Source organism: Sedimenticola thiotaurini, assembly GCF_001007875.1.
Taxonomy (GTDB): Bacteria; Pseudomonadota; Gammaproteobacteria; order Chromatiales; family Chromatiaceae; genus Sedimenticola; species Sedimenticola thiotaurini.
This window is the reverse complement of the sequence record NZ_CP011412.1, coordinates 363,511-383,278: the sequence shown is the minus strand read 5'-3', so window position 1 is coordinate 383,278 and position 19,768 is coordinate 363,511. Positions and strand designations below refer to the sequence as shown.

At 56.3% G+C, this 19,768-nt stretch carries 16 protein-coding genes; 11 read left to right on the top strand and 5 right to left on the bottom strand.

What is annotated here, in order from left to right:
* Position 1: 1 nt before the first annotated feature.
* Together AAY24_RS01640 and AAY24_RS01635 are read right to left on the bottom strand one after the other, a co-directional pair.
* The gene (locus AAY24_RS01640; protein ID WP_046858196.1) at positions 2-901 is read right to left on the bottom strand and encodes an NAD(P)-dependent methylenetetrahydromethanopterin dehydrogenase; all 900 of its coding nucleotides are present in this window, start codon (positions 899-901) and stop codon (positions 2-4) included.
* A 3-nt stretch (positions 902-904) separates the two neighbouring features.
* Positions 905-1,915 (bottom strand): beta-ribofuranosylaminobenzene 5'-phosphate synthase family protein, encoded by a 1,011-nt coding sequence (locus AAY24_RS01635; protein ID WP_046858195.1) that lies wholly within the window; start codon positions 1,913-1,915, stop codon positions 905-907.
* 248 nt (positions 1,916-2,163) lie between these two features.
* Between AAY24_RS01635 and fhcD the strand changes: the two genes are divergently transcribed.
* The 8 genes from fhcD to AAY24_RS18825 all read left to right on the top strand — a co-directional run bounded on the left by fhcD (position 2,164) and on the right by AAY24_RS18825 (position 9,650).
* Positions 2,164-3,060, top strand: a complete 897-nt coding sequence (gene fhcD / locus AAY24_RS01630) for a formylmethanofuran--tetrahydromethanopterin N-formyltransferase (protein WP_046860928.1) — start codon at positions 2,164-2,166, stop codon at positions 3,058-3,060.
* Positions 3,057-3,872, top strand: coding sequence for a formylmethanofuran dehydrogenase subunit C (locus AAY24_RS01625; protein ID WP_046858194.1), 816 nt, complete (start codon positions 3,057-3,059; stop codon positions 3,870-3,872). The genes fhcD and AAY24_RS01625 overlap by 4 nt, the downstream gene beginning before the upstream one ends.
* A 56-nt stretch (positions 3,873-3,928) precedes the next feature.
* Positions 3,929-5,497 (top strand): PAS domain-containing protein, encoded by a 1,569-nt coding sequence (locus AAY24_RS01620; protein WP_199930456.1) that lies wholly within the window; start codon positions 3,929-3,931, stop codon positions 5,495-5,497.
* On the top strand, positions 5,494-6,114 hold the full coding sequence (locus tag AAY24_RS01615) for a response regulator transcription factor (RefSeq protein WP_046858193.1): 621 nt from the start codon (positions 5,494-5,496) through the stop codon (positions 6,112-6,114). The genes AAY24_RS01620 and AAY24_RS01615 overlap by 4 nt, the downstream gene beginning before the upstream one ends.
* A gap of 119 nt (positions 6,115-6,233) precedes the next feature.
* The gene (locus AAY24_RS01610) at positions 6,234-6,779 is read left to right on the top strand and encodes an OsmC family protein (protein WP_046858192.1); all 546 of its coding nucleotides are present in this window, start codon (positions 6,234-6,236) and stop codon (positions 6,777-6,779) included.
* A gap of 18 nt (positions 6,780-6,797) precedes the next feature.
* Positions 6,798-8,012, top strand: a complete 1,215-nt coding sequence (locus tag AAY24_RS01605; protein WP_046858191.1) for an OmpP1/FadL family transporter — start codon at positions 6,798-6,800, stop codon at positions 8,010-8,012.
* Between the two features lie 63 nt (positions 8,013-8,075).
* Positions 8,076-8,453, top strand: a complete 378-nt coding sequence (gcvH, locus tag AAY24_RS01600) for a glycine cleavage system protein GcvH (RefSeq protein WP_046858190.1) — start codon at positions 8,076-8,078, stop codon at positions 8,451-8,453.
* A 795-nt stretch (positions 8,454-9,248) separates the two neighbouring features.
* A complete protein-coding gene (locus AAY24_RS18825) occupies positions 9,249-9,650 on the top strand; it encodes a GFA family protein (protein ID WP_082116982.1) in 402 nt (133 codons plus the stop codon).
* Positions 9,651-10,187: 537 nt separating this feature from the next.
* Here the strand turns inward: AAY24_RS18825 and AAY24_RS01595 are convergent.
* The 3 genes from AAY24_RS01595 to mtoX form a co-directional block, all read right to left on the bottom strand.
* A complete protein-coding gene (locus tag AAY24_RS01595) occupies positions 10,188-10,688 on the bottom strand; it encodes a TlpA disulfide reductase family protein (RefSeq protein WP_046858189.1) in 501 nt (166 codons plus the stop codon).
* A 10-nt stretch (positions 10,689-10,698) separates the two neighbouring features.
* Positions 10,699-12,654 (bottom strand): cytochrome c peroxidase, encoded by a 1,956-nt coding sequence (locus AAY24_RS01590; protein ID WP_234422225.1) that lies wholly within the window; start codon positions 12,652-12,654, stop codon positions 10,699-10,701.
* A 105-nt stretch (positions 12,655-12,759) separates the two neighbouring features.
* Entirely contained in the window at positions 12,760-14,136 is a 1,377-nt protein-coding gene (mtoX, locus tag AAY24_RS01585; RefSeq protein WP_082116981.1) for a methanethiol oxidase, read from the bottom strand.
* A gap of 323 nt (positions 14,137-14,459) precedes the next feature.
* On the opposite strand from mtoX, the gene AAY24_RS01580 reads away from it, so the two are divergent.
* From AAY24_RS01580 to fdhF, 3 genes are all read left to right on the top strand, one after another.
* Entirely contained in the window at positions 14,460-15,029 is a 570-nt protein-coding gene (locus AAY24_RS01580) for an SCO family protein (RefSeq protein ID WP_052760992.1), read from the top strand.
* Positions 15,030-15,091: 62 nt separating this feature from the next.
* On the top strand, positions 15,092-16,762 hold the full coding sequence (locus AAY24_RS01575) for an NAD(P)H-dependent oxidoreductase subunit E (protein WP_234422224.1): 1,671 nt from the start codon (positions 15,092-15,094) through the stop codon (positions 16,760-16,762).
* Positions 16,763-19,507, top strand: coding sequence for a formate dehydrogenase subunit alpha (fdhF, locus tag AAY24_RS01570; RefSeq protein ID WP_046858186.1), 2,745 nt, complete (start codon positions 16,763-16,765; stop codon positions 19,505-19,507).
* Positions 19,508-19,768 lie beyond the last annotated feature (261 nt).

Below are 19,768 nucleotides of genomic sequence, written 5' to 3'. Positions count from 1 at the left end.
ATCAGGCCTTGTCCCGGGCGACCGCCAGTGCTGCTGCAAAGTCCAGGTAGACCGGACTGTCGCTCTCCACCATCTGTTGCAGCATGGCCCGCTGGGTCTGGTACTTCACGTTACCCACCGCCAGGGCGCCGATCCCCAGCGCACCGGCCGGCGTTGCTTCCAGCACAACGCCGTTGTCCATGACACCCAGGCCGGCAATACCTTCCGGCGGTACCGCATTCACATCGCAGAAGACCTGTACCGATCCGGCCGCTGCCAGGTGTGTCTCACTCAACACCTGCACACCCGCCTTGGCGGCGCTGAACACCAGGTCAGCCTCCGCCAGCAGCGCCGTGATTTCGGTGTCATTGCTACCGACCGCGCCACCGACCTCAATGCCGTATCGCTCTGCACACTGGGTAGCGGCCTGATCGGCCTTCTGCCGGTTTTCATGGCTGATGATGATCGCTTCGGCACCGGCCTGGGCCGCCAGCATGGCGCAGGTCTGACCCACCGGGCCGGTTCCACCAAAAACGATGGCCTTCTTGTTCTGCAAGGAGTCACCGGTGCGCTGCTGCAGCGATTGCTCCACACAGGCCACCATGGCGGCGGCGGTGGTGAAAGCGCCACTGGGATCGGCAAAAACGGACACCTCAAAAGGGGGCACCATCGCCTTGCGGGCTGCTTCGAGCATATCCATGGCGTGGTGAATATCCCGGCCACCGATAAAAATACCGGTGCGCTTGACCCCTTTCGGGCCGCGGGAAAAGATGGCGTCCTGGGTGAAGTCGGCCACCTGCGACACCTGCAGCCCGGTATAGGGGATGCAGTGCTTCCATCCCGCGTCAATCGCCATGTTGACATCAAATGGACTCAAGTTAGGCACTTCGGTAAACATGTGCAGAATGGTGTCGTAATTCATACGCTATCGTGCTTCCTTGGTGAACTGACGGGTTGATTCGATCGCCACACGGCTGCCTTGGTTGCAGGCGGCGGCAATTTCAAAACTGAGCGGCGAGAGATCACCGACACGCTGCCGTGCTCGATCCCGCAGCTGCTCTGCGGAAGCCTGATCGGGCAACAGTACAAATCCGGTCGGCCCCCAGGAGCTCTGCCCGATACCGGCATAGCCCTGTAACTCCGCCCAGTGCAGAAGCTCTGCCACAGCGGGGCTGGTAAAGCGTCCGCCCTGCGCGGGGGCGAAATGGTCGCCCACCCGGCGTTGCAGCTCTGCGATACCGGCCGCGACCGGCTCCAGTTGCTGTTCCCGAATACCGGGCAGTATCTGCATCAGGGTGAGATGGCAGAGATGGGCGGCCTGCTCGGCGGGAAATGGCGGCAGGCGCTTGAAGGCTTCCACCTCCTGCTGGCCATGCAGGCCCTGCCCCCCCTTGTCCATCACCAACAGAATGCGCCACGCTTCGGGGAACGGCATCTGCACGGTTAACGGCGGCGGAGCGGCCTGCTCACTGACGCCACAGTCCACCATGAAACCACCGTGATCGAAGCCACCGATGCCGATGCCCGAACGTCGTCCCCGCTCCATCTGGGTAGCGACCTGGCGGGTGCTGGCCGACAACCCGAACAGCTGATGAATCGCCTGTCCGACCGCCAATGCCATCTGGGTACCGGAGCCCAGGCCGGCATGATCAGGGATCGCCTCCTCCAGGCTGATCTCCACCCCCTTGTCGATACCGAGCAGATCCAGCATTCGGGCCGCATAATCGGCCGCCCGATCGGCCGACGGACCGGTGGCGCTGATAGTTGTTGCGACCTGCATACGCAGGGTTGTACGGAACGCATCGATACTGAGTCCGAGACTGCCAAAACGCCGCCCCAGGGCCCCGCTGATATCCAGAAAACCCAGATGCAGTCGCGCCGTGGTGCTGACGTAGACCCGTCGATGTTGTGGATGATTTGCCCAGTAATTTCTCATACCGGCTGCCACTGCAAACGTCGTGCCTGTTTTTTTCGGGAGCCTAAAACAGCCCCATTCCCGGCCCTGTGCCACACCAGGTGCGTCTGTCATGTGTCACTGTGTCACGGCGTTACGGCGCACCCATGACAATCCGCCCGGATGGAAAGTCCCGGGAATGGGGCACGATCGGGGAACCCGACTACAAAGCGCTTCCCGGCATAACTTTTGCCTTGCAGAGTCCATTTAATCGGAAAAATGGTTATCTGATGCAAATCAATGGCGTCACTATAGAAGATACGTTTGCCGAAGCGTTCGGCATGCGGGCCACCCGGATCATTATCACTGCGTTGAACCCGCGCTGGGCCCGGCAGGCGGGCGAGACTATGACCGGATTCGCCACCTCGGTGATCGGTTGCGGGGTTGAGGCGGGTATCGAGTCCGAGCTCTCCAGCAGTCAAACCCCGGATGGCAGACCCGGCGTCAGCGTTCTGCTGTTTGGTATGTCCACCAAGGATCTGGCCAAGGCGCTGGAGGTGCGCACCGGACAGTGTATTCTCACCTGCCCCACCACGGCGGTATACGCCGGCATGGAGGGCAGTGAGCGGCTGCCGTTGGGTAAAAACCTACGCTATTTCGGTGATGGCTATCAGATCAGCAAACTGATCGATGGCAAGCGTTACTGGCGCATACCGGTGATGGACGGCGAGTTCATTGCGGAACAGGATACCGGCCGCTGTAGCGCCGTTGGAGGCGGTAACTTCCTGGTTCTGGCGGATAACCTGCCCCAGGCCCTGAGTGCCTGCGAAGAGGCAGTCGTGGCGATGCGCAAGCTGCCCAACGTGATCCTGCCGTTTCCCGGTGGCATTGTCCGCTCCGGATCGAAAGTCGGCTCCAAGTACAAGGCGTTGATCGCCTCCACCAATCAGGCCTACTGCCCCACCCTGCGCGGGCTGGTGGATACACAACTGGATAGTGAAACAGGTGCGGTACTGGAGATCGTCATCAACGGACTCACGCCGGAGGACATCACCCAGGCCATGCGGGCCGGTATCAGCACGATCTGCGAACGGGGCAGCGCACAGGGCATTCGGCGTATTTCAGCCGGTAACTATGGCGGCAAGCTGGGCCAGTTCCACTTCAGATTACACGAGGTAATGGCATGACAATTACACTGCGCCAAACCAGCGGGCAGCCTGGCCGGATCGATCTGCGCGGCATCACACCGGACCGCCTGGCCGGATTACCCTTACCGGCGATCGAGCAGTTGCAGGTCAGCGTCGACCATCGTCCGGTTACCCTGGCCGCCTGTTTTCAGATCGAAGGCGACCCGTCCGATGAAGCGTTGATCATTGAACCCGGCGACAGCCAGATCGACTATGTGGGTGCGGGCATGGCATCCGGGACCATCACCCTGAGCGGAAATGCAGGACACTACGCCGGCGCTGCTATGGCCGGCGGCAAACTGCTTATCCAGGGCAGTGCCGGCGACTTCACCGGCAGCGCCATGCAAGGGGGGGAGCTGATTGTTACCGGCAGTGTGGGCAACGCTACCGGCGCACCGGTGGGCGGCGGCATGCGCGGTCAGAGCGGTGGCGTGATACAGGTACAGGGCAGTGCCGGTGACCGCACCGGCGAGTGCCAACGACGCGGACTGGTGATCATCGAAGGGGACGCGGGCAATCTGACCGGCTACCGGATGATTGCCGGCACTATCTATATCGCAGGCAAAACCGGGGAACAGACCGGCCTGGGCATGCGGCGCGGTACCATCCTGCTTAACCGTCGTCCCGAGCCGCTGCCGGTGACCATAAACCATAACGGCACCCTGCCCCTGACCTTTCTTAACCTGCTCACGCGCCAGCTTCGGCACTATCTGGGTGATAAAACACCCGCGCTCACGCCGGCCACCCCGGTAAACCGATTTGTCGGTGACCTGGCCTGCAGTGGCCTGGGCGAAATTATCGTTCTGGAGTAAAGGGGACAATGGAATCGGGACTGTTAATCGGCGGCGCAGTTGCATTACCACTCCTGATGAGCCAGATATGGATGCTGGGTCGTTATAACCGGATCAGGCAGGAACGGAACACGCTGCGTGAACAGTTCCATGACCGGGATACCTACCGGCAGGCCCAGCTGTTCAAGAGCATGATCGACTCCGTACCGGAGTGCGTAAAACTGCAACAGCGGGACGGCACCATCGAACGGATCAACGCCACCGGGCTGTCCCTGCTGGAAACCGATGATCCGGCCCGGATCGTCGGCAAATCGGTCTACAGCGTCATCGCTCCCGAGTATCACCAGGCCTACCGGGAGATGACCGAAAGCGTCTTTGCCGGTAATGCCGGCTCCATGGAGTTTGAGTTGATCACCTTTGGCGGACGACGCCGTTGGCTGGAAACCCACGCCGTACCACTGCGGGATTCTGGGGGGCATATTCAGTCTGCCCTGGCCATTATCCGGGATATTGAAGAACGCAGGCAGATGAGTTACCAGCTGGAGGTTCAACGCAATCGTCTACAGACCATTATTGAATCTGAACCGGAGTGCGTAAAACTGCAGGATCGGGACGGTACCATTCTGGAGATCAACCCGGCCGGCCTCCGTCTGCTTAACGCTACCGACCCGTCGCAGGTGATTGGCAAAACCGTCTACACCTTTATCAATAACGAGTATCACACCGCCTATCAGCAACTCACTGATGAGGTTTTCTCCGCCGCCACGCCCCGATCCATGGAGTTTGAAATTACCGGCATCAACAATGTACATCGCTGGGTGGAGACCCATGCGGCCCCCCTGCTGGACAACGCCGGCAATGTGACTGCACTACTGGCGATCACCCGTGATATAGATGACCGGAAACAGTCCGAGGAGCGGATACACCAGCAACACGCGGAGCTGGCCCATGTGTGTCGCCTCAGTACGATAGGTGAACTGGCCACCGGGCTGGCTCATGAGTTGAACCAACCGCTTTGCGCCATCTCCAGTTATGCCGAGTCTGCCGTGCTGCTGAATGCCCGCCCCTACGGCAACGATCCGGCAAAAGTCGAGCAGATACTGCAGAAAATTGTCTGCCAGACAGAACGGGCCAACAATATTCTGCAACACCTGCGGGATTTTGTGCGCAAGAAAACCCCCAAGTCACAACCGAATCAGGCAAGAGCTCTGATCGAAGACATGATCGAGTTTATCGAGCCGGAACGGCGTCGCCAGGGTATCAAGATCGACCTGGAGTGTGACGAGCAGCTACCTGACATTCTGGTGGACCGGGTGCAGATAGAACAGGTGATACTGAACCTGATCACCAATGCCATTCAGGCCATCACCCAGAGTGAGAATGCGCAGAAGCAGCTCTCAATCAAACTCTCGGCGACGCCCCACAACGTCACGATCTCGGTACGGGACTATGCCGACGGCGTACCGGAAGAGATCCGGTCGAACCTGTTTACCCCATTCATTACCACCAAGGCGCAGGGGTTGGGGATCGGCCTGGCCCTGAGCCACAGCATTGCCGAAGCGCATGGAGGGCAGCTCTGGTATGAACCAAAAAATCCGGGCAGCCTGTTCTCCCTGCGCCTACCCTGCAAGGAACAGCACGTATGACCGAACAACGGGTATTTATTATTGACGATGATCCAGCGGTGCGGGACGCATTGGTGACACTGGTGGAATCGGTCGGCCTGACTGCCGAAGATTATGCATCCGCCGATGAGTTCCTGGACAGCTACTCCAATGAAACACCCGGCTGCCTGATCACCGATATCTGCCTGCCCGGCATGGATGGCTTACAACTTCAACAGGTACTCCAGGAACGGGATATACAGTTACCGTTAATAGCCATATCGGCACACGGCGACATCGCCATGGCGGTCAAAATGGTGCGGCGTAATGCGATCGATTTTATTGAAAAACCGTTTCGCAATCACATCATGTTGCAACGGATTCACGAAGCACTCGACATCGATCATCAACAGCGCCTGCAACGGGCGCGGGATGAAAAACTGAAAGCCAGACTCAGTCTGCTAACACCACGGGAGAAGCAGACGCTTAATCTGCTCCTGGATGGAAAAAGCAATAAAATCATTGCTGCCGAGCTTTCACTCAGTCCCCGTACCGTGGAAGCCCACCGGGCCAATATTCTGAAAAAAATGCACGCCGACTCGGTCACGGCACTGGCCAACCAGATTAATAATAACCACCTATTAATTGAGAATAAGTAGAATTACCGAGAGTTTTCGTAGTCCTGCGAATAGCAACCCATACTTCCAGATAATATCCTCCAGAACAGCCCTCGGGTAACCGGGTGCCACATTATTAAAAATAATCTGGAGGATAGATCATGTCACAGGAAAGCGTAAAAACCGCACTGCTGAATACCATCGAAGGCATCAAGAGTAATCCCGCCATCGCCAATGTGGTGTTTCGTGCCGACACCAAGTGGGAAGAGGATGTACGCTGCAGCGCGCAGATTCGCGACTTCGAACCCTTCACGCTGGATGAGCCTCCGGAGCTGGGCGGACAGGACAGCGCAGCCAATCCGGTCGAGTTGGTGCTGGTCGCCCTGGGTGCCTGCCAGGAGATCATGTACTCCGCTTACGCTTCAGTGATGGACATTCCACTTGAAGCCGTTTCCGTCAAGGCCCGTGGCTATCTGGACCTGAGAGGCATGTTCGGACTGGACGAGTCGATCCCGGCCGGTTTCAGCCGTATCACCTTTGACACCGAGATCAGCAGTCCGGCAGACAATGAAGCTATCAACAAACTGGTTCAGGTGGTGGAAAACCACTGCCCAGTGCTCGACATACTCAGTGCCCCTAAGCCGGTCTCCGGAAAAGTGAAACTGAACGGACAGCTGCTCGAGTCCGTTGATAGCAACGCAGCCTGAGCAGGATCGATAGCAACCATGACATCAGCAAACAGAAAACTCAAACAGGCCGGCCTGCTGACCGGACTCTGCCTGGCCTGTGGTCAGCTGAGTGCAGCCAACTACGCCACTGATCTTAATCTCACCATGATGCCCGCCGCCGGCGGCATGGGAGGCGTAGGTATTGCCCGCCCCCAGGATGCCGGATCAGCCGTGTTTGGCAATCCGGCATCACTGACCCAGTTCAAGGGGACCAATTTCATGTTCGGCGCCTCTTTCTACGCGCAGGATGTGGATGCCGTCCATGACGGTGGTGCGACAGGTACACCCTGGGTGGGTGAATCCGACGCGGGGCCCTATCTGATTCCCAACATTGCCATCACCCAGGCGCTGAACGAGCGTGTCACTCTGGGGCTGGGGCTGGGGGTGGTTGCCGGTATCGGGTCTGACTTCCGCAGCATACCCGGCAGCCTCAGCCCGCTGGCGGAGATCATGGTATTCGGCGCTAATGCCGGAGCGGCCTATCAGGTTAACGAGCAGCTTTCGCTCGGCGCCGTTGCAACCCTTGGCATGGGTTTTGGTCAGGCTGGGCTGAATGGTAACACCGCCTCCACCAGCAACTTTGGTGTGCGGGCAACTCTGGGGGCCAATTACAGCATGGACTCCACTACCCTGGGCGCCTACTACCGCTCACCCTTGTCGATTCAATACGACAACATGGTGCAGTATTCACCCACCGGATTTCACAGCCCCACCTTTGAGCAACCCCAGGAGGTGGGTTTTGGTATAGCCAATGAAGCACTGGCCGGCGGTAAGTTACTGCTTGCAGCGGATGTGGTCTGGAAGGATTGGGAAAGCGCGGATGCCTATCGGGATCTGTACGATAACCAGACGATCTTTTCTCTGGGCGCTCAGTACACCACCGGCCCGTACAAGTTCCGCATCGGCTTCTCCCATGCAGACAGCCCGATCAAGAAAAACGTCGGTTCCCGCGTCGACAGTATCACATCCCTTCTGGTGGGCGGCGCAACAGTACCGCTTAACCCGGTCTTGACCCGCTATGTGCAGGCCACCAACGGTGAAGTGGTCTGGGAAGACCAGGTGACCCTGGGATTAGGCTGGAACATCAACAAAATGCTGACCCTGGATGCCCATGCCGGTGTAGCACTGAACCGGGCCGAGACCATCGGCGAGACCAGGGTTGAGGCGGGCGCCTGGCAAGTGGGTGCCGGACTGACCTGGCACTTTGATTAATCGAGTATTTGACCAATGCCGTCGCTTGCAGAAGCGGCGGTTTTTTATTTCATGGAGTTACCAATGCAGTTACCTGATGATCGTCGTTACAGCCCGGAGCATGTCTGGGCATTAGTGGAAAACAATGAACTGGTAGTCGGTATCACCGACCACGCTCAATCCGCTCTGGGCAGCGTGGTGAGCCTGGATCTTCCGGCTAAGGGACAAAACATCTGCACCAGCGACATATGCGGGACCATCGAGTCCATGAAGACCGCCTCTGATCTGATCGCCCCACTCAATGCCAGGGTGGTGGATATCAACGACAGTGTGGAGATGGACCCGGAAATGATAAACGAAGATCCCTATGGCGAAGGCTGGTTATTGCGCCTGACAGAGTTTGACATGGAGGAGTATCACAAGCTGCTGGATGCGGGCTCTTATCAGGAGTTGATTGAATAACCATCCATATCGCCAGTTGGCAATCGTCTTCCGCTAGAACAGCTGAACTACTACCCGGACTGCGGGTGGTAGTTTTTTCATTGGAACAAATTACCACCCGGATTACCGCACACGCCCGGCTCCCATCGACAACCAATACGCCACTGACTCCGCTGCTGTTTTTGCTGGCGCTAGCGTTATGCCCCTGCGTCCGCCAACACAATAAAATAGCCATCTTCATCCACTCCTATTTGCATCTCCTGGGACATCAGCGACTTTCTGTAGGATGGGATCTATATGGCCATATTTGAAACGGTGAGTTGGCTGTGGGAAATTCCATCAAGACTTGCCATTTTTCACTCCCAAAACGCCACACACTTTGATCGGATTAAATGACGATTGAGCTGCTTTCCTAATATGTTCGCTCAACCGTACTGTCTCTAACCGGTTATATACAAAGAAACCGCGTAAACCGTCGTGTCGCTTGGCCTTCGCATTGATCGGTGTATTACTGACGACATGTACAATTCACTCACTGGCATTAAAATAACCGCGACGGAACGCCCATGTAATCGAAACTCAGAATGGCCGGACTGATCACTCAACAAAGTGCAAAACATATGCGAGCGGATATAGAGTACTGAATGTTCGTCCCTTTTTTACGCCTAAAATCCAATCATACGACTAATGAATAAAACGAATAATACATTCTGAGTGGATAGGCTACAAAACCCCAGAGCGCCCCATATAAGTGCTTATATAGATGTTGTGAAATAATGTAGCTATTCCACCGATAGGTCTGAGTAAGGAGTTCTGATGTCTGATTATTCTGGTTCTTGTTTGTGTGGCACCGTCAGATTTGAGGTGCATGGCGATTTCGACAGTTTTTACCTGTGTCATTGCCAGCATTGCCAAAAGGATACGGGATCTGCCCACGCGGCAAATTTATTTTCCCAGACGGCTAAATTGACCTGGCGATCGGGAACGGAGGCTGTAACTTCTTTCACGCTTCCGGGCACACGTCATAGTAAAAGCTTTTGTAAGCTATGCGGCTCGGCATTGCCGAGCGTTCAGGAGGCGGGTTTACTCGTGGTCCCAGCAGGTTGTCTGGACACGGAAGTCTCGATGACACCAACAGCACATATTTTTGTATCCAGCAGACCAGCCTGGGAGAACGGGTTGGATGGGATACCTGAGTTCGAAGGCTTGCCTGAGTGAACGACAATCGTCCGATCAGTGGCTTTATGAATACTTTTTATCACCGCCCGCTTGATCAACTATCAAACCTCCCGATCTGACCAAGATGGTTTGTTCACCGGTATTTGGCTAGCTGAACATGCGCTGTATTAGCAGGAATGGTTAAAAAGATGAAATAACCCATTGATTACATGTGGCTATATCCCCAGCCTCATCTGGCACTAACAACTGCGCCTGCACCTAACCCTACAGACAGATCCCGTAATTAAAGGTCCCTCCCCTACCACCCCGGACGATCAATTATGGTCGTCCCCCTTGGTTGGTAATAATCACGTCTCCCTTACCAGTGGTTTGTTCCATCTGGCACCCGGGTAGCTGGTGATAGCCCACCGGGTGCTGGAAATGGACAACCCATAAAAAAACCTCCCCTGAAGTGAAAGTTTCAGGGGAGGTCATCAGGCCTGTTATTGATCTTACGTGTGACTACCCGGAAAGCAGTGGCCTGTGGCCTAGCTTCGACTGCCTGGTGGCCGAGAGCGACTGCAGGTGACCCCAGACCTACTCCATGTAGTCCCTGATCACTTTCAGCATGGCAGCGTCATCCCACACCCGTTCACCGACGGCTTCGGCCACAATGCGACCTTCCGGGTCGATCAGGAAGGTGGTGGGTAATCCCCGCACGCCCCAGCTGGTCAGCTCCAGATCCTCATCCACCACTATGGGAAAGGTGAGCTTCAGCTCCTCGGCATAACCCTGGGCATGTTCCATACTGGGGCCGGCATGAATCGCCAGCAGTTCAAACTGATCACCCTTCAACTGCTGGTAAGCACGGTCCAGGGAGGGCATCTCGGCCCGGCAGGGTCCACACCAGACGGCCCAGAAGTTGACCAGTACATACTTGCCCTGCAGATCCTTCAGCCGCTGCTGATTACCATCAATCCCCGGCAGCGTAAAATCGGCAACCGCTTTGGGTGGCTCCACCGGCGACATACTCTCTCCCGCCAGCACATATCCGCAGATCAACCAGAGTACTAGGCCAAACCACTTTATCTTAGTCATAATTTACCTTCTAGTGAGCCCAGTCGGGGTCCTCTTTTGTTAAATCACCAATAGGGGCAGCAAATGCGTCCGCCACAATGGTGTCCACATTATCACCTGTCAGGCTCTCCATAAAGGCCACCAGATCGTCACACTCGCGGTCGGTCAGGCCGAGTGGTTTGATCAGCACATCCAGCAGTTCATTCTCTACCCCGCCTTCGTTGTAGAAGTCCACCACTTCGCGCAGGGTACTCAGGGCCCCGTTGTGCATATAGGGCGCTGTCAGGGCGACATTACGCAGGGATGGGGTGTGGTACTTCCAGCGATCAGCCGGATTCTGGGTCACTTCATAGAGCCCCACATCACCAATCGGCTGGAAACCGGTCTCGGCAATAATATCCTGGCTGATATTCATATAGATGCCCGGAGCCACCAGCATCTTCTGCGACTCTGGTTTGATCCCCATGGATTCCCGGTAGCCCATGCCGGTGTTGTGCATAGCATCATCGGTAAACAGCGCACTCTTCTCACCGATGGTGTGGCAGCTTACACAACCCGCCTTACCAACGAACAGGTCAAAGCCGCGTTTGGCCGCATCGTTAAGGGCATTTTTCTCGCCGCCATAGTACCAGCGATCGAACGGTGAGTTGCCGGATACCAGGAGCCTTTCATAGCTGGCTATGGCCATGCCGAGTGTCTCCATACTCACACCCCGGCCATCAAAAGCCGCCTCGAAAAGTCCCTTGTAATCGGGAATATTGCGTATCTTGGAGATCACCGCACCTACCGATGGATTGGCCATTTCGTTGAAAGCCAGTAACGGCCCCCACACTTGCTGCTCCAGCGACTCTTCGCGCCCGTCATGGAACAGTTTTTTAAGATAGGCGACGTTATAGATGGTTGGCGAGTTGCGCCGTCCACTGCGCCCTTCCAGGCCAACCGCAATAGCCAGCTCGTTATTACTGAAGCCTTGCTCCGGGATATGGCACATGGCACAGGAGAAGGTGTTGTTCAGAGATAAGCGACGGTCGTAGAAGAGTTTTCTACCCAACTGTACCTTTGCCTGGGTAATCGGGTTGTTCTCGGGTTGCGGAATGGCTGGCAGACCAAGGGGAGGCTTTACCAGGTAAGCGCTCAAATCCGCCTCCTTACCGGTACGATCGGCAACCGATTGACTGTTGGTCACATAATCCTTGGTCTCATAACCCACCTTGTAATCACCGGGCCTGGAAAGGCTTGCCACCTTGACCAGGTTATCCTCTGCCGGTGCCTGGGAGTCACTCATCAGAACTGTCTTGGCATCGTTAATGATCAGGCCAGGATTGAGGAAAGAGACGCTGTATATGTTTCTGATCCGTTTTTCCGGATCGATCAGGAATACCCGGAGTATGTGGGAGAAACTTGCCAGCTCCTTGCCGTTCTCGTCATAGTCGCGAATCACCGATTGCTGGTAACTGTCGAGTATGGGCTGCAAGTCGTCGTTTGAGGCAGTGGTCAGGAAACGCCAGTTGTTGTCTTTTGTATAACCTTTGCCGTAAAGGGCCATCACTTCCGGTGTGTCGTAGATCGGATCAAAACTGAGACTCACCATCTCGAACCGATCACGTAGGAATGGATCATTTCTTATTCTTTTCTGTATCTCGTACATCACTGCCGTGGCCAGCGGGCAACCATTGACATCATTGCAGGTGCTGTAGATAAAACTCAGCAGGATAACTTTTCCATCGCTGAAGAATTCATGCAATCGACGCTTGTTGCCTTTCGTGTCTATCACATTTCCGTCAGCGGCCATGCCAATGGGTGGTAATTCATAAGTGCCCGCTTCCGGCGGATCATACAGGGCCTTGGTATAGAAAGGGGCCAGTACCGTTGGTTCTACAGCAGTCGATGACTGGGTGGCGCTACGCGCAATCGGATGGTGCGTCATCAGGGCGCCCAGTAGTATAACGGCTATGGCATATAACCCGCGCTGCTTCACTATGCTCATAAAAGGAACTCCGCACAGACAGGTGGATAAAAAGAATGCCCTCCGGGGGTAGGAGGGCAAAATCCCCTGCCAGCCATATGTGGCAGGGGTGTCGGGAAGACCTGACTATTTGGCAGCGACAGTGGGCTGCTTCTCCTGCGTACGCCGATTGCTGGCATACAGCGAGTAAGCACCAAAGCGCATCTGATGTGCCCGTCCCAGTTTCTCTTTCATGAAGTCAATGGAGAACTTCTCGACCAGTTCCTTGCCGTTCCAGTCGTAGGCTTTGAAGTACTGCTCGTTGTCATCACCTTTCTTATCCCAGTTAGCCAACAGGGAGCTGGTGTAGTAGGCACGCTTGCCGTCCCAGCTCTGGGAGATCATGTTGACCTGTTTGCCGATCTTTTTCTGGTAGGTCAGCTTGGGATTCATGGGGTCGCTCAAGTCATAATAACGCGTACTGCCGTCCATGAAGGTATCAACCCAGAGACCCTGGTCATTGGCGGTAATGGAGATATCCACCGGCAGGGGTACCTTGGAGGGATCGCCGATATCACCCACATCCTTGGCCTGCCATTCACCGTTTTCATCCTCGTAGATGATCCAGATCTTGGAAGTCAGGGCGGTGGTGGTCATGCACCAGTTGTTTTCAGAGCGCCAGGCACAACGAATCTCCAGCGGAGCTCCCGGAACGTCCAGGATCTTCTTTGGTTTACGGGTATGCAGATCCCAGATCACCACGGTATTACCAAACCGCTTCATGGCTTCCTTGTCCTGCAGCATTTTACCGAAGTCCATCATGTAGTTGGACCAGCCGGTAAATGATGAGGTCACCATGACGTTACGACGCGGCAGTGCACGAATATCGTAGTTATAACCATCAGCATACTTACCGCTCTTCACCGCACCCTGCAGATTTTCATCCGTCGGCACCCAGTAGGTTGCCACGTAATCGCCTTCGTTGGTGTATTCCACCAATGCGGTACGTCCACCGTGATCCTGGTTATTGGACAGGCCGGTGATAATCATACGACCGGGCAAGGCGTAGGTGGTGTGGGGACCAACCACACCGCCGCTCTTGGCAACAAAGTCGGTGATGACCTTATGCAGTGTCGGTTTGGCTGGATCGGTATGAACATCGAAGATGAACAACTTGTTGGTATCCAGGCCACCCGCCCAGAGATAACGGCGATCATCGGTCAACCCGGAGTGATGGGCCTCGTTACGACCACCAACCGACAGGGTGTTAATCACCTTGCCGTAGTTCTTGGACTTTGGATTAACATCGATCGTTACCAGTTTGTCCTGACCATCACCCACACCCTCAACACCCAGGGTCCAGACATAGACAAAATCCTCCTGTCCGACGATCTTGGCCATATAAGGTGAGTTACAAGGCTCGTCAGCCAGAGTATTAGCGGGCAGCGCGGTAAACAGTGTCGATGCGGCCAGGGTAGCCGCCATCAAGGTGCGACTGACTGTTCCTTTGTGATGCTTATGCATAAGGTAGTTTCCTCCAACTCTTTGCTCTATTGTTTATTTTCTGGTTTCCGTTCCAAGTGATTAAGGGATACGGCACCAGCCGAATAATCACCCCGCCCTCTAGCGGTGTGTCATATCCCGCAAAAACAGTGCCAAAGTGATAAATGTCAGTATTTACAACCTTTCTGAGGAGATAAGCTTTTTTAGGTTGCGCCGTTGCTGTTACACATGCACACGATGTTGCACAGTCTCTGAAACACTTTTAACTTCCTGGATCAAGCAAATCCGGCTTATAGTTAGTTGGCATTAAAGCTGCATTACTGAATACCATCTGGGAGGATTCGATGTACCAATTATATAAATACCTGCTTATAGCCACGCTTCTGTTTACCGGGAGCAACGCATTCGGAATCGGGGGTGATTTCACTCTGACCGGGTCTGACGGCAAACCCTACTCTTTAAGTGATTCCCGGGGTCACGTTGTTGTACTTTCATTTGGATACACCTTCTGCCCGGACGTCTGCCCCACATCACTGGCAACCATCAGCGCTGCCTTGAGCAGCATCGGAGAAGCTGCGGAGCAGATTGATCCACTCTTTATATCGGTGGATCCAGATCGGGACACACCGGAAAAATTGCGTGAATACACACACTATTTTCATCCCCGTATGAAGGGTCTGACCGGCACGGCAGAGCAGATTGCCGAAGTGGCCAAGCGTTATCACGCCCGTTTTGATTTTGTTGGTAAAGGCGAAACGGAAAACTACACCATCGATCACACTGCCAACCTCTATGTGATCGACCGGAATGGAAAGCTGGCGGCTGTGCTGCCCCACGGTCTTCCGCCACAAGCCCTGGCGGATGGTCTGATGAGTACGCTGGAACAGTCAGACGAACAAACCATAGATAAATAGTGGTTTAAATGTAGCGCAAGACTCTTTGCGTAGATTTGCCCCACCCAAAAGAGGATAGGTTGTTGAAACGAAAAGACGGTCAACAGAAATCCCGCAGAAGGGGTCGGCAGGCTACGCCGGAAGCGCTGGCAGCGGTCACCCCCTATCTTGATGCCGGCACAGCACGCCGCGATCGCCTGATTGAATACCTCCATCGTATTCAGGACGACCGGGGTTACCTGGAGAGCGGTCTGCTGACGGCGCTGGCGGAGCGACTCAAGCTCTCAACCAGCGAGGTGTATGAAGTCGCCAGTTTTTACCACCATTTCGATCTGGTCAAAAGTGGCGAGACCCCGCCCCCGTCGTTGACCGTGCGTGTCTGCGATTCCATCAGTTGCAGTATGGCAGGCGCGGACCCCTTGATTCGGGAGTTGCAGGCCGCCCTGGGAAACCATGTGCGCATTCAGCCTGTGCCCTGCGTAGGACGTTGTGAAATCGCCCCGGTGGCAGTGGTTGGCACCCACCCGGTACCGTTCGCCACCCCCGAGCGGGTGCAGGACGCCATCAACCAGGGTAACCGTGATGAACCGATTCCAGACCAGGCAATGGACTATTCCACCTATCTCGAAGCGGATGGCTACGGGCAGTTGAAAGGGGTGCTCAATGACGGCGAGGCAAATCACGAAACCATTATCCAGACCCTGGAAAATGCCAAACTGCGGGGTCTTGGCGGCGCCGGTTTTCCCACCGGTAGCAAGTGGCGCATTGTGCGCGACTACCCTGCCCCCAGGTTAATGGCGGTCAATATCGATGAGGGTGAACCGGGCACTTTCAAGGACCACTATTACCTGAAACGGAATCCACACCGCTTCCTGGAGGGCATGCTGATTGCCGCCACGGTGGTGGACGCGGCAAAGATCTATATCTATCTGCGCGATGAATATGCCGGTATCCGCAAACTGCTGCAACGGGAGCTGGACGCACTCATCCGCAACCCACCCTGTCCGTTACCCCCGATCGAATTGCGTCGGGGTGCGGGTGCCTATATCTGTGGTGAAGAGTCGGCCATGATCGAATCGATCGAGGGCAAACGCGGCATCCCCCGTTTACGCCCGCCCTACATCGCGGAGAAAGGCCTGTTTGGCCGACCCACACTAGAGCACAACATGGAGACGCTCTACTGGGTACCCGAGTTGCTGGAGAAAGGGCCAGACTGGTTCAGTGCCCAGGGGCGTAACGGACGTTACGGATTGCGCAGTTTCTCCGTCAGTGGCCGGGTGAAAAAGCCCGGCGTCTATCTGGCTCCCGCCGGCATTACCCTGAATGAACTTATCGCGGAGTACTGCGGCGGCATGCAGAAGGGGCACCGTCTGAAGGCCTATTTTCCCGGGGGCGCTTCGGGCGGCATTCTGCCCGCTTCCCTGGCGGATATTCCACTGGACTTCGACACCCTGCATGAGTATGGCTGTTTCATCGGCTCGGCGGCGATCATCATACTCTCCGACCAGGACAGCGTGCGGGAACAGGCGTTGAACGCCATGCGCTTCTTTGCCGATGAGTCCTGCGGCCAGTGCACACCCTGTCGGGTCGGTACCGAGAAAGCGGCCACGCTGATGAGCGAACAGGAGTGGGATCAGCCCCTGTTACAGGAGCTGTGTCAGGTGATGTCGGATGCCTCGATCTGCGGCCTCGGCCAGGCCGCCCCCAATCCGCTGCGCTCCGCTCTGAAATACTTTCCAGAGGAGTTTGCATAGATGGCTGCGAACCCGAGCACTGGTACGGCAACTGTTTCATTCACTCTGAATGGCGCCCCTGTCACAGCACAGGCCAACGAGACCATCCTGCAGGCGGCTCAGCGTCACGGCGTGGAGATACCGCACCTTTGCTATAGCGACAGGCTGCGTGCCGACGGCAACTGCCGCGCCTGCGTGGTGGAAATCGACGGCGAGCGGACGCTGGCCCCCTCCTGCTGCCGCTACCCCAGCGAAGGCATGTCGGTGGCCAGTAAATCACCACGGGCCGCCACGGCGCAGAAACTGGTCCTGGAGCTGCTGCAATCCGACACTCCGGAGGGGCTGTCACTCACCCCACACAATGAGTTGAGTCACTGGTGCGAGAAACTCCAGGTCAGCGGACGCCGTTTTCCAGCACGACAACAACCGGAGCCGGATCGGTCCCATCCGGCAATCACGGTAAGTCTGGACGCCTGCATCCAGTGCGGCCGGTGCCTGCGCGCCTGCCGGGAAGAGCAGGCCAATGACGTGATCGGTTTTTACCATCGTGGCAGCCGGGCACGGATCATCTTCGATATGGATGATCCCATGGGACAATCCAGTTGTGTCGGTTGTGGCGAGTGTGTGCAGGTCTGCCCCACGGGCGCCCTGATGCCTGCCGGTGATGTGGGCCGGCAGACGATAGACCGGCAGGTGGATTCGGTCTGCCCATACTGCGGGGTGGGCTGCCAGCTCACTTATCACGTTAAAGATAATCGTATCCAGTTTGTCGAGGGGCGCGACGGTCCCGCCAACCATGGCCGCCTCTGCGTCAAGGGCCGCTACGGCTTTGACTATGTCAATCATCGCCAGCGCCTGCTGACCCCTTTGATACGAAAAGCGGATGCGCCGAAACGGCCCGAGATGGATATGGATTATGACAATCCATTGAGGGACTTCCGTGAGGCGAGCTGGGAAGAGGCGCTGCAGTACGCCGCCGATGGTCTTAAAAAAGTACTGGACAGCCGGGGGCCTGCCGGCCTGGCCGGCTTCGGTTCCGCTAAGGGCTCGAACGAAGAGGCCTACCTGTTTCAAAAACTGATTCGTACCGGCCTGCACACAAACAACGTGGATCACTGTACACGGTTGTGTCACGCCTCATCCGTGGCGGCACTGCTGCAGATGGTCGGCTCCGGTGCGGTGACCAATCCTGTCGCCGACGTGGACAAATGTGAAGTGATTGTACTGATCGGGTCCAATCCCACGTCCAACCATCCGGTCGCCGCCAGCTTTTTCAAGAATGCCGCCCGGGCGGGAAAAACCCTGATCGTGATGGATCCGCGAAAAACCGACATCGCGCGCCATGCGCACCATTTTTTGCAGTTCCACCCCGATACCGATGTGGCGATGCTGAATGCCATCATGCACGCGGTCATTGAATTGGACCTGGTGGACAAAGCATTTATTGAACAGCGTACCGAAGGCTACGAGGCACTCAAGCAGCATCTGCAGGAGTACACCCCGGAACGCATGGCACCGATCTGCGGCATACCGGCCGAGACCCTGTATGAAGTGGCCCGCATCTATGCCAGTTCAAAGGGTTCCATGATCTTCTGGGGCATGGGCGTATCCCAGCATGTACACGGCACCGACAACGTGCGCTGTCTGATTGACCTGGCCCTGATCAGCGGACAGGTCGGCAGGGAAGGTTGTGGATTACACCCCCTGCGCGGCCAGAATAATGTACAGGGTGCCTCCGACGTGGGCCTGATGCCCATGGTCTATCCCGACTATCAACGGGTGGACAACCAGGACGCCCGGCACCGTTTTGAAGCACTCTGGAACACAACACTCGACCCCGATCCGGGCCTGACCGTTGTTGAGATCATGCACGCCATCCTGGATGGAGAGATCGCCGGCATGTATATCATGGGGGAGAACCCCGCCATGTCCGATCCCAATCTGAACCACGCCAGGCAGGCGTTGGCCTCCCTTGAGCATCTGGTGGTGCAGGACATCTTCATGACCGAAACCGCCCACTACGCGGATGTCATCCTGCCCGCCTCCGCCTTCCCGGAAAAAACCGGCACCTTTACCAATACCGATCGCAACGTGCAGATGGGACGGCAGGCTATCGATCCTCCCGGTCAGGCGCGCCAGGATCTGGAGATCATTTTGGCCATGGCGGAGCGGCTCAATCTGAACTGGGACTACAACGGCCCACAGGATGTATTCAACGAGATGCGCCGTGCCATGCCCAGTATCGCCGGCATCACCTGGGAGCGATTAAAAAAGGAAAGTTCGGTCACCTATCCCTGCCGTAAGGAGGGTGACCCGGGGCAACCGGTCATTTTCCAGGAGCGTTTTCTACGCGCCGATGGCAAGGCGGCCCTGGTGCCGGCCCACTACAGTCATGCCGATGAATTACCGGACGATGCCTATCCCTGCATCCTGATCACCGGCAGGCAGCTGGAGCACTGGCATACCGGTGCCATGACCCGTCGGGCGAGTGTCCTGAACAACCTGGAACCCCAACCGGTGGCGATGCTGCACCCGGAGCACCTGCAACAGATCGGTGTGCAGTCGGGACAAGCGATCATTCTGCGCTCCAGACGCGGGGAGATAACCACCCGGGTCAGGAGTGACAGCGGTGTCACTCCGGGACAGGTGTTTCTGCCCTTCTGCTATTACGAAGCGGCGGCGAACCTGTTGACCAACGAGGCCCTGGATCCTGATGGCAAGATCCCGGAATTCAAGTTTTGTGCAGTTCAGGTGGAACCGGCCTGAACCGGAAGGCGTTATGGAGGATTAATAACAGTCCCGGCATAACAGCGCCTGTTGAAACTGCAGCGCAGGAAATAAACACCTGCTGTTACCGGTCGGCACCAGGTACGACTCATCCTTTTTAAGTACGACTGCCCACAGCATGCCAGGCAGTCAACTGTTACTGGGTTCAGTAGCCTCTCTGCTGGAGCCTTCTTTGAAATCAAGCAGTTCAGCCCTGCCTGTTGTCAGGGCGACACTACTGCAAATCTGTGTAGTAATTGG

What these genes read in the sequence shown, in the direction of transcription:
- AAY24_RS01640 (WP_046858196.1), bottom strand. Translation starts at nt 901, where the DNA reads ATGAATTACGACACCATTCTGCACATGTTTACCGAAGTGCCTAACTTG.
- AAY24_RS01635 (WP_046858195.1), bottom strand. Translation starts at nt 1,915, where the DNA reads ATGAGAAATTACTGGGCAAATCATCCACAACATCGACGGGTCTACGTC.
- fhcD (WP_046860928.1), top strand. Translation starts at nt 2,164, where the DNA reads ATGCAAATCAATGGCGTCACTATAGAAGATACGTTTGCCGAAGCGTTC.
- AAY24_RS01625 (WP_046858194.1), top strand. Translation starts at nt 3,057, where the DNA reads ATGACAATTACACTGCGCCAAACCAGCGGGCAGCCTGGCCGGATCGAT.
- AAY24_RS01620 (WP_199930456.1), top strand. Translation starts at nt 3,929, where the DNA reads ATGAGCCAGATATGGATGCTGGGTCGTTATAACCGGATCAGGCAGGAA.
- AAY24_RS01615 (WP_046858193.1), top strand. Translation starts at nt 5,494, where the DNA reads ATGACCGAACAACGGGTATTTATTATTGACGATGATCCAGCGGTGCGG.
- AAY24_RS01610 (WP_046858192.1), top strand. Translation starts at nt 6,234, where the DNA reads ATGTCACAGGAAAGCGTAAAAACCGCACTGCTGAATACCATCGAAGGC.
- AAY24_RS01605 (WP_046858191.1), top strand. Translation starts at nt 6,798, where the DNA reads ATGACATCAGCAAACAGAAAACTCAAACAGGCCGGCCTGCTGACCGGA.
- gcvH (WP_046858190.1), top strand. Translation starts at nt 8,076, where the DNA reads ATGCAGTTACCTGATGATCGTCGTTACAGCCCGGAGCATGTCTGGGCA.
- AAY24_RS18825 (WP_082116982.1), top strand. Translation starts at nt 9,249, where the DNA reads ATGTCTGATTATTCTGGTTCTTGTTTGTGTGGCACCGTCAGATTTGAG.
- AAY24_RS01595 (WP_046858189.1), bottom strand. Translation starts at nt 10,688, where the DNA reads ATGACTAAGATAAAGTGGTTTGGCCTAGTACTCTGGTTGATCTGCGGA.
- AAY24_RS01590 (WP_234422225.1), bottom strand. Translation starts at nt 12,654, where the DNA reads ATGAGCATAGTGAAGCAGCGCGGGTTATATGCCATAGCCGTTATACTA.
- mtoX (WP_082116981.1), bottom strand. Translation starts at nt 14,136, where the DNA reads ATGCATAAGCATCACAAAGGAACAGTCAGTCGCACCTTGATGGCGGCT.
- AAY24_RS01580 (WP_052760992.1), top strand. Translation starts at nt 14,460, where the DNA reads ATGTACCAATTATATAAATACCTGCTTATAGCCACGCTTCTGTTTACC.
- fdhF (WP_046858186.1), top strand. Translation starts at nt 16,763, where the DNA reads ATGGCTGCGAACCCGAGCACTGGTACGGCAACTGTTTCATTCACTCTG.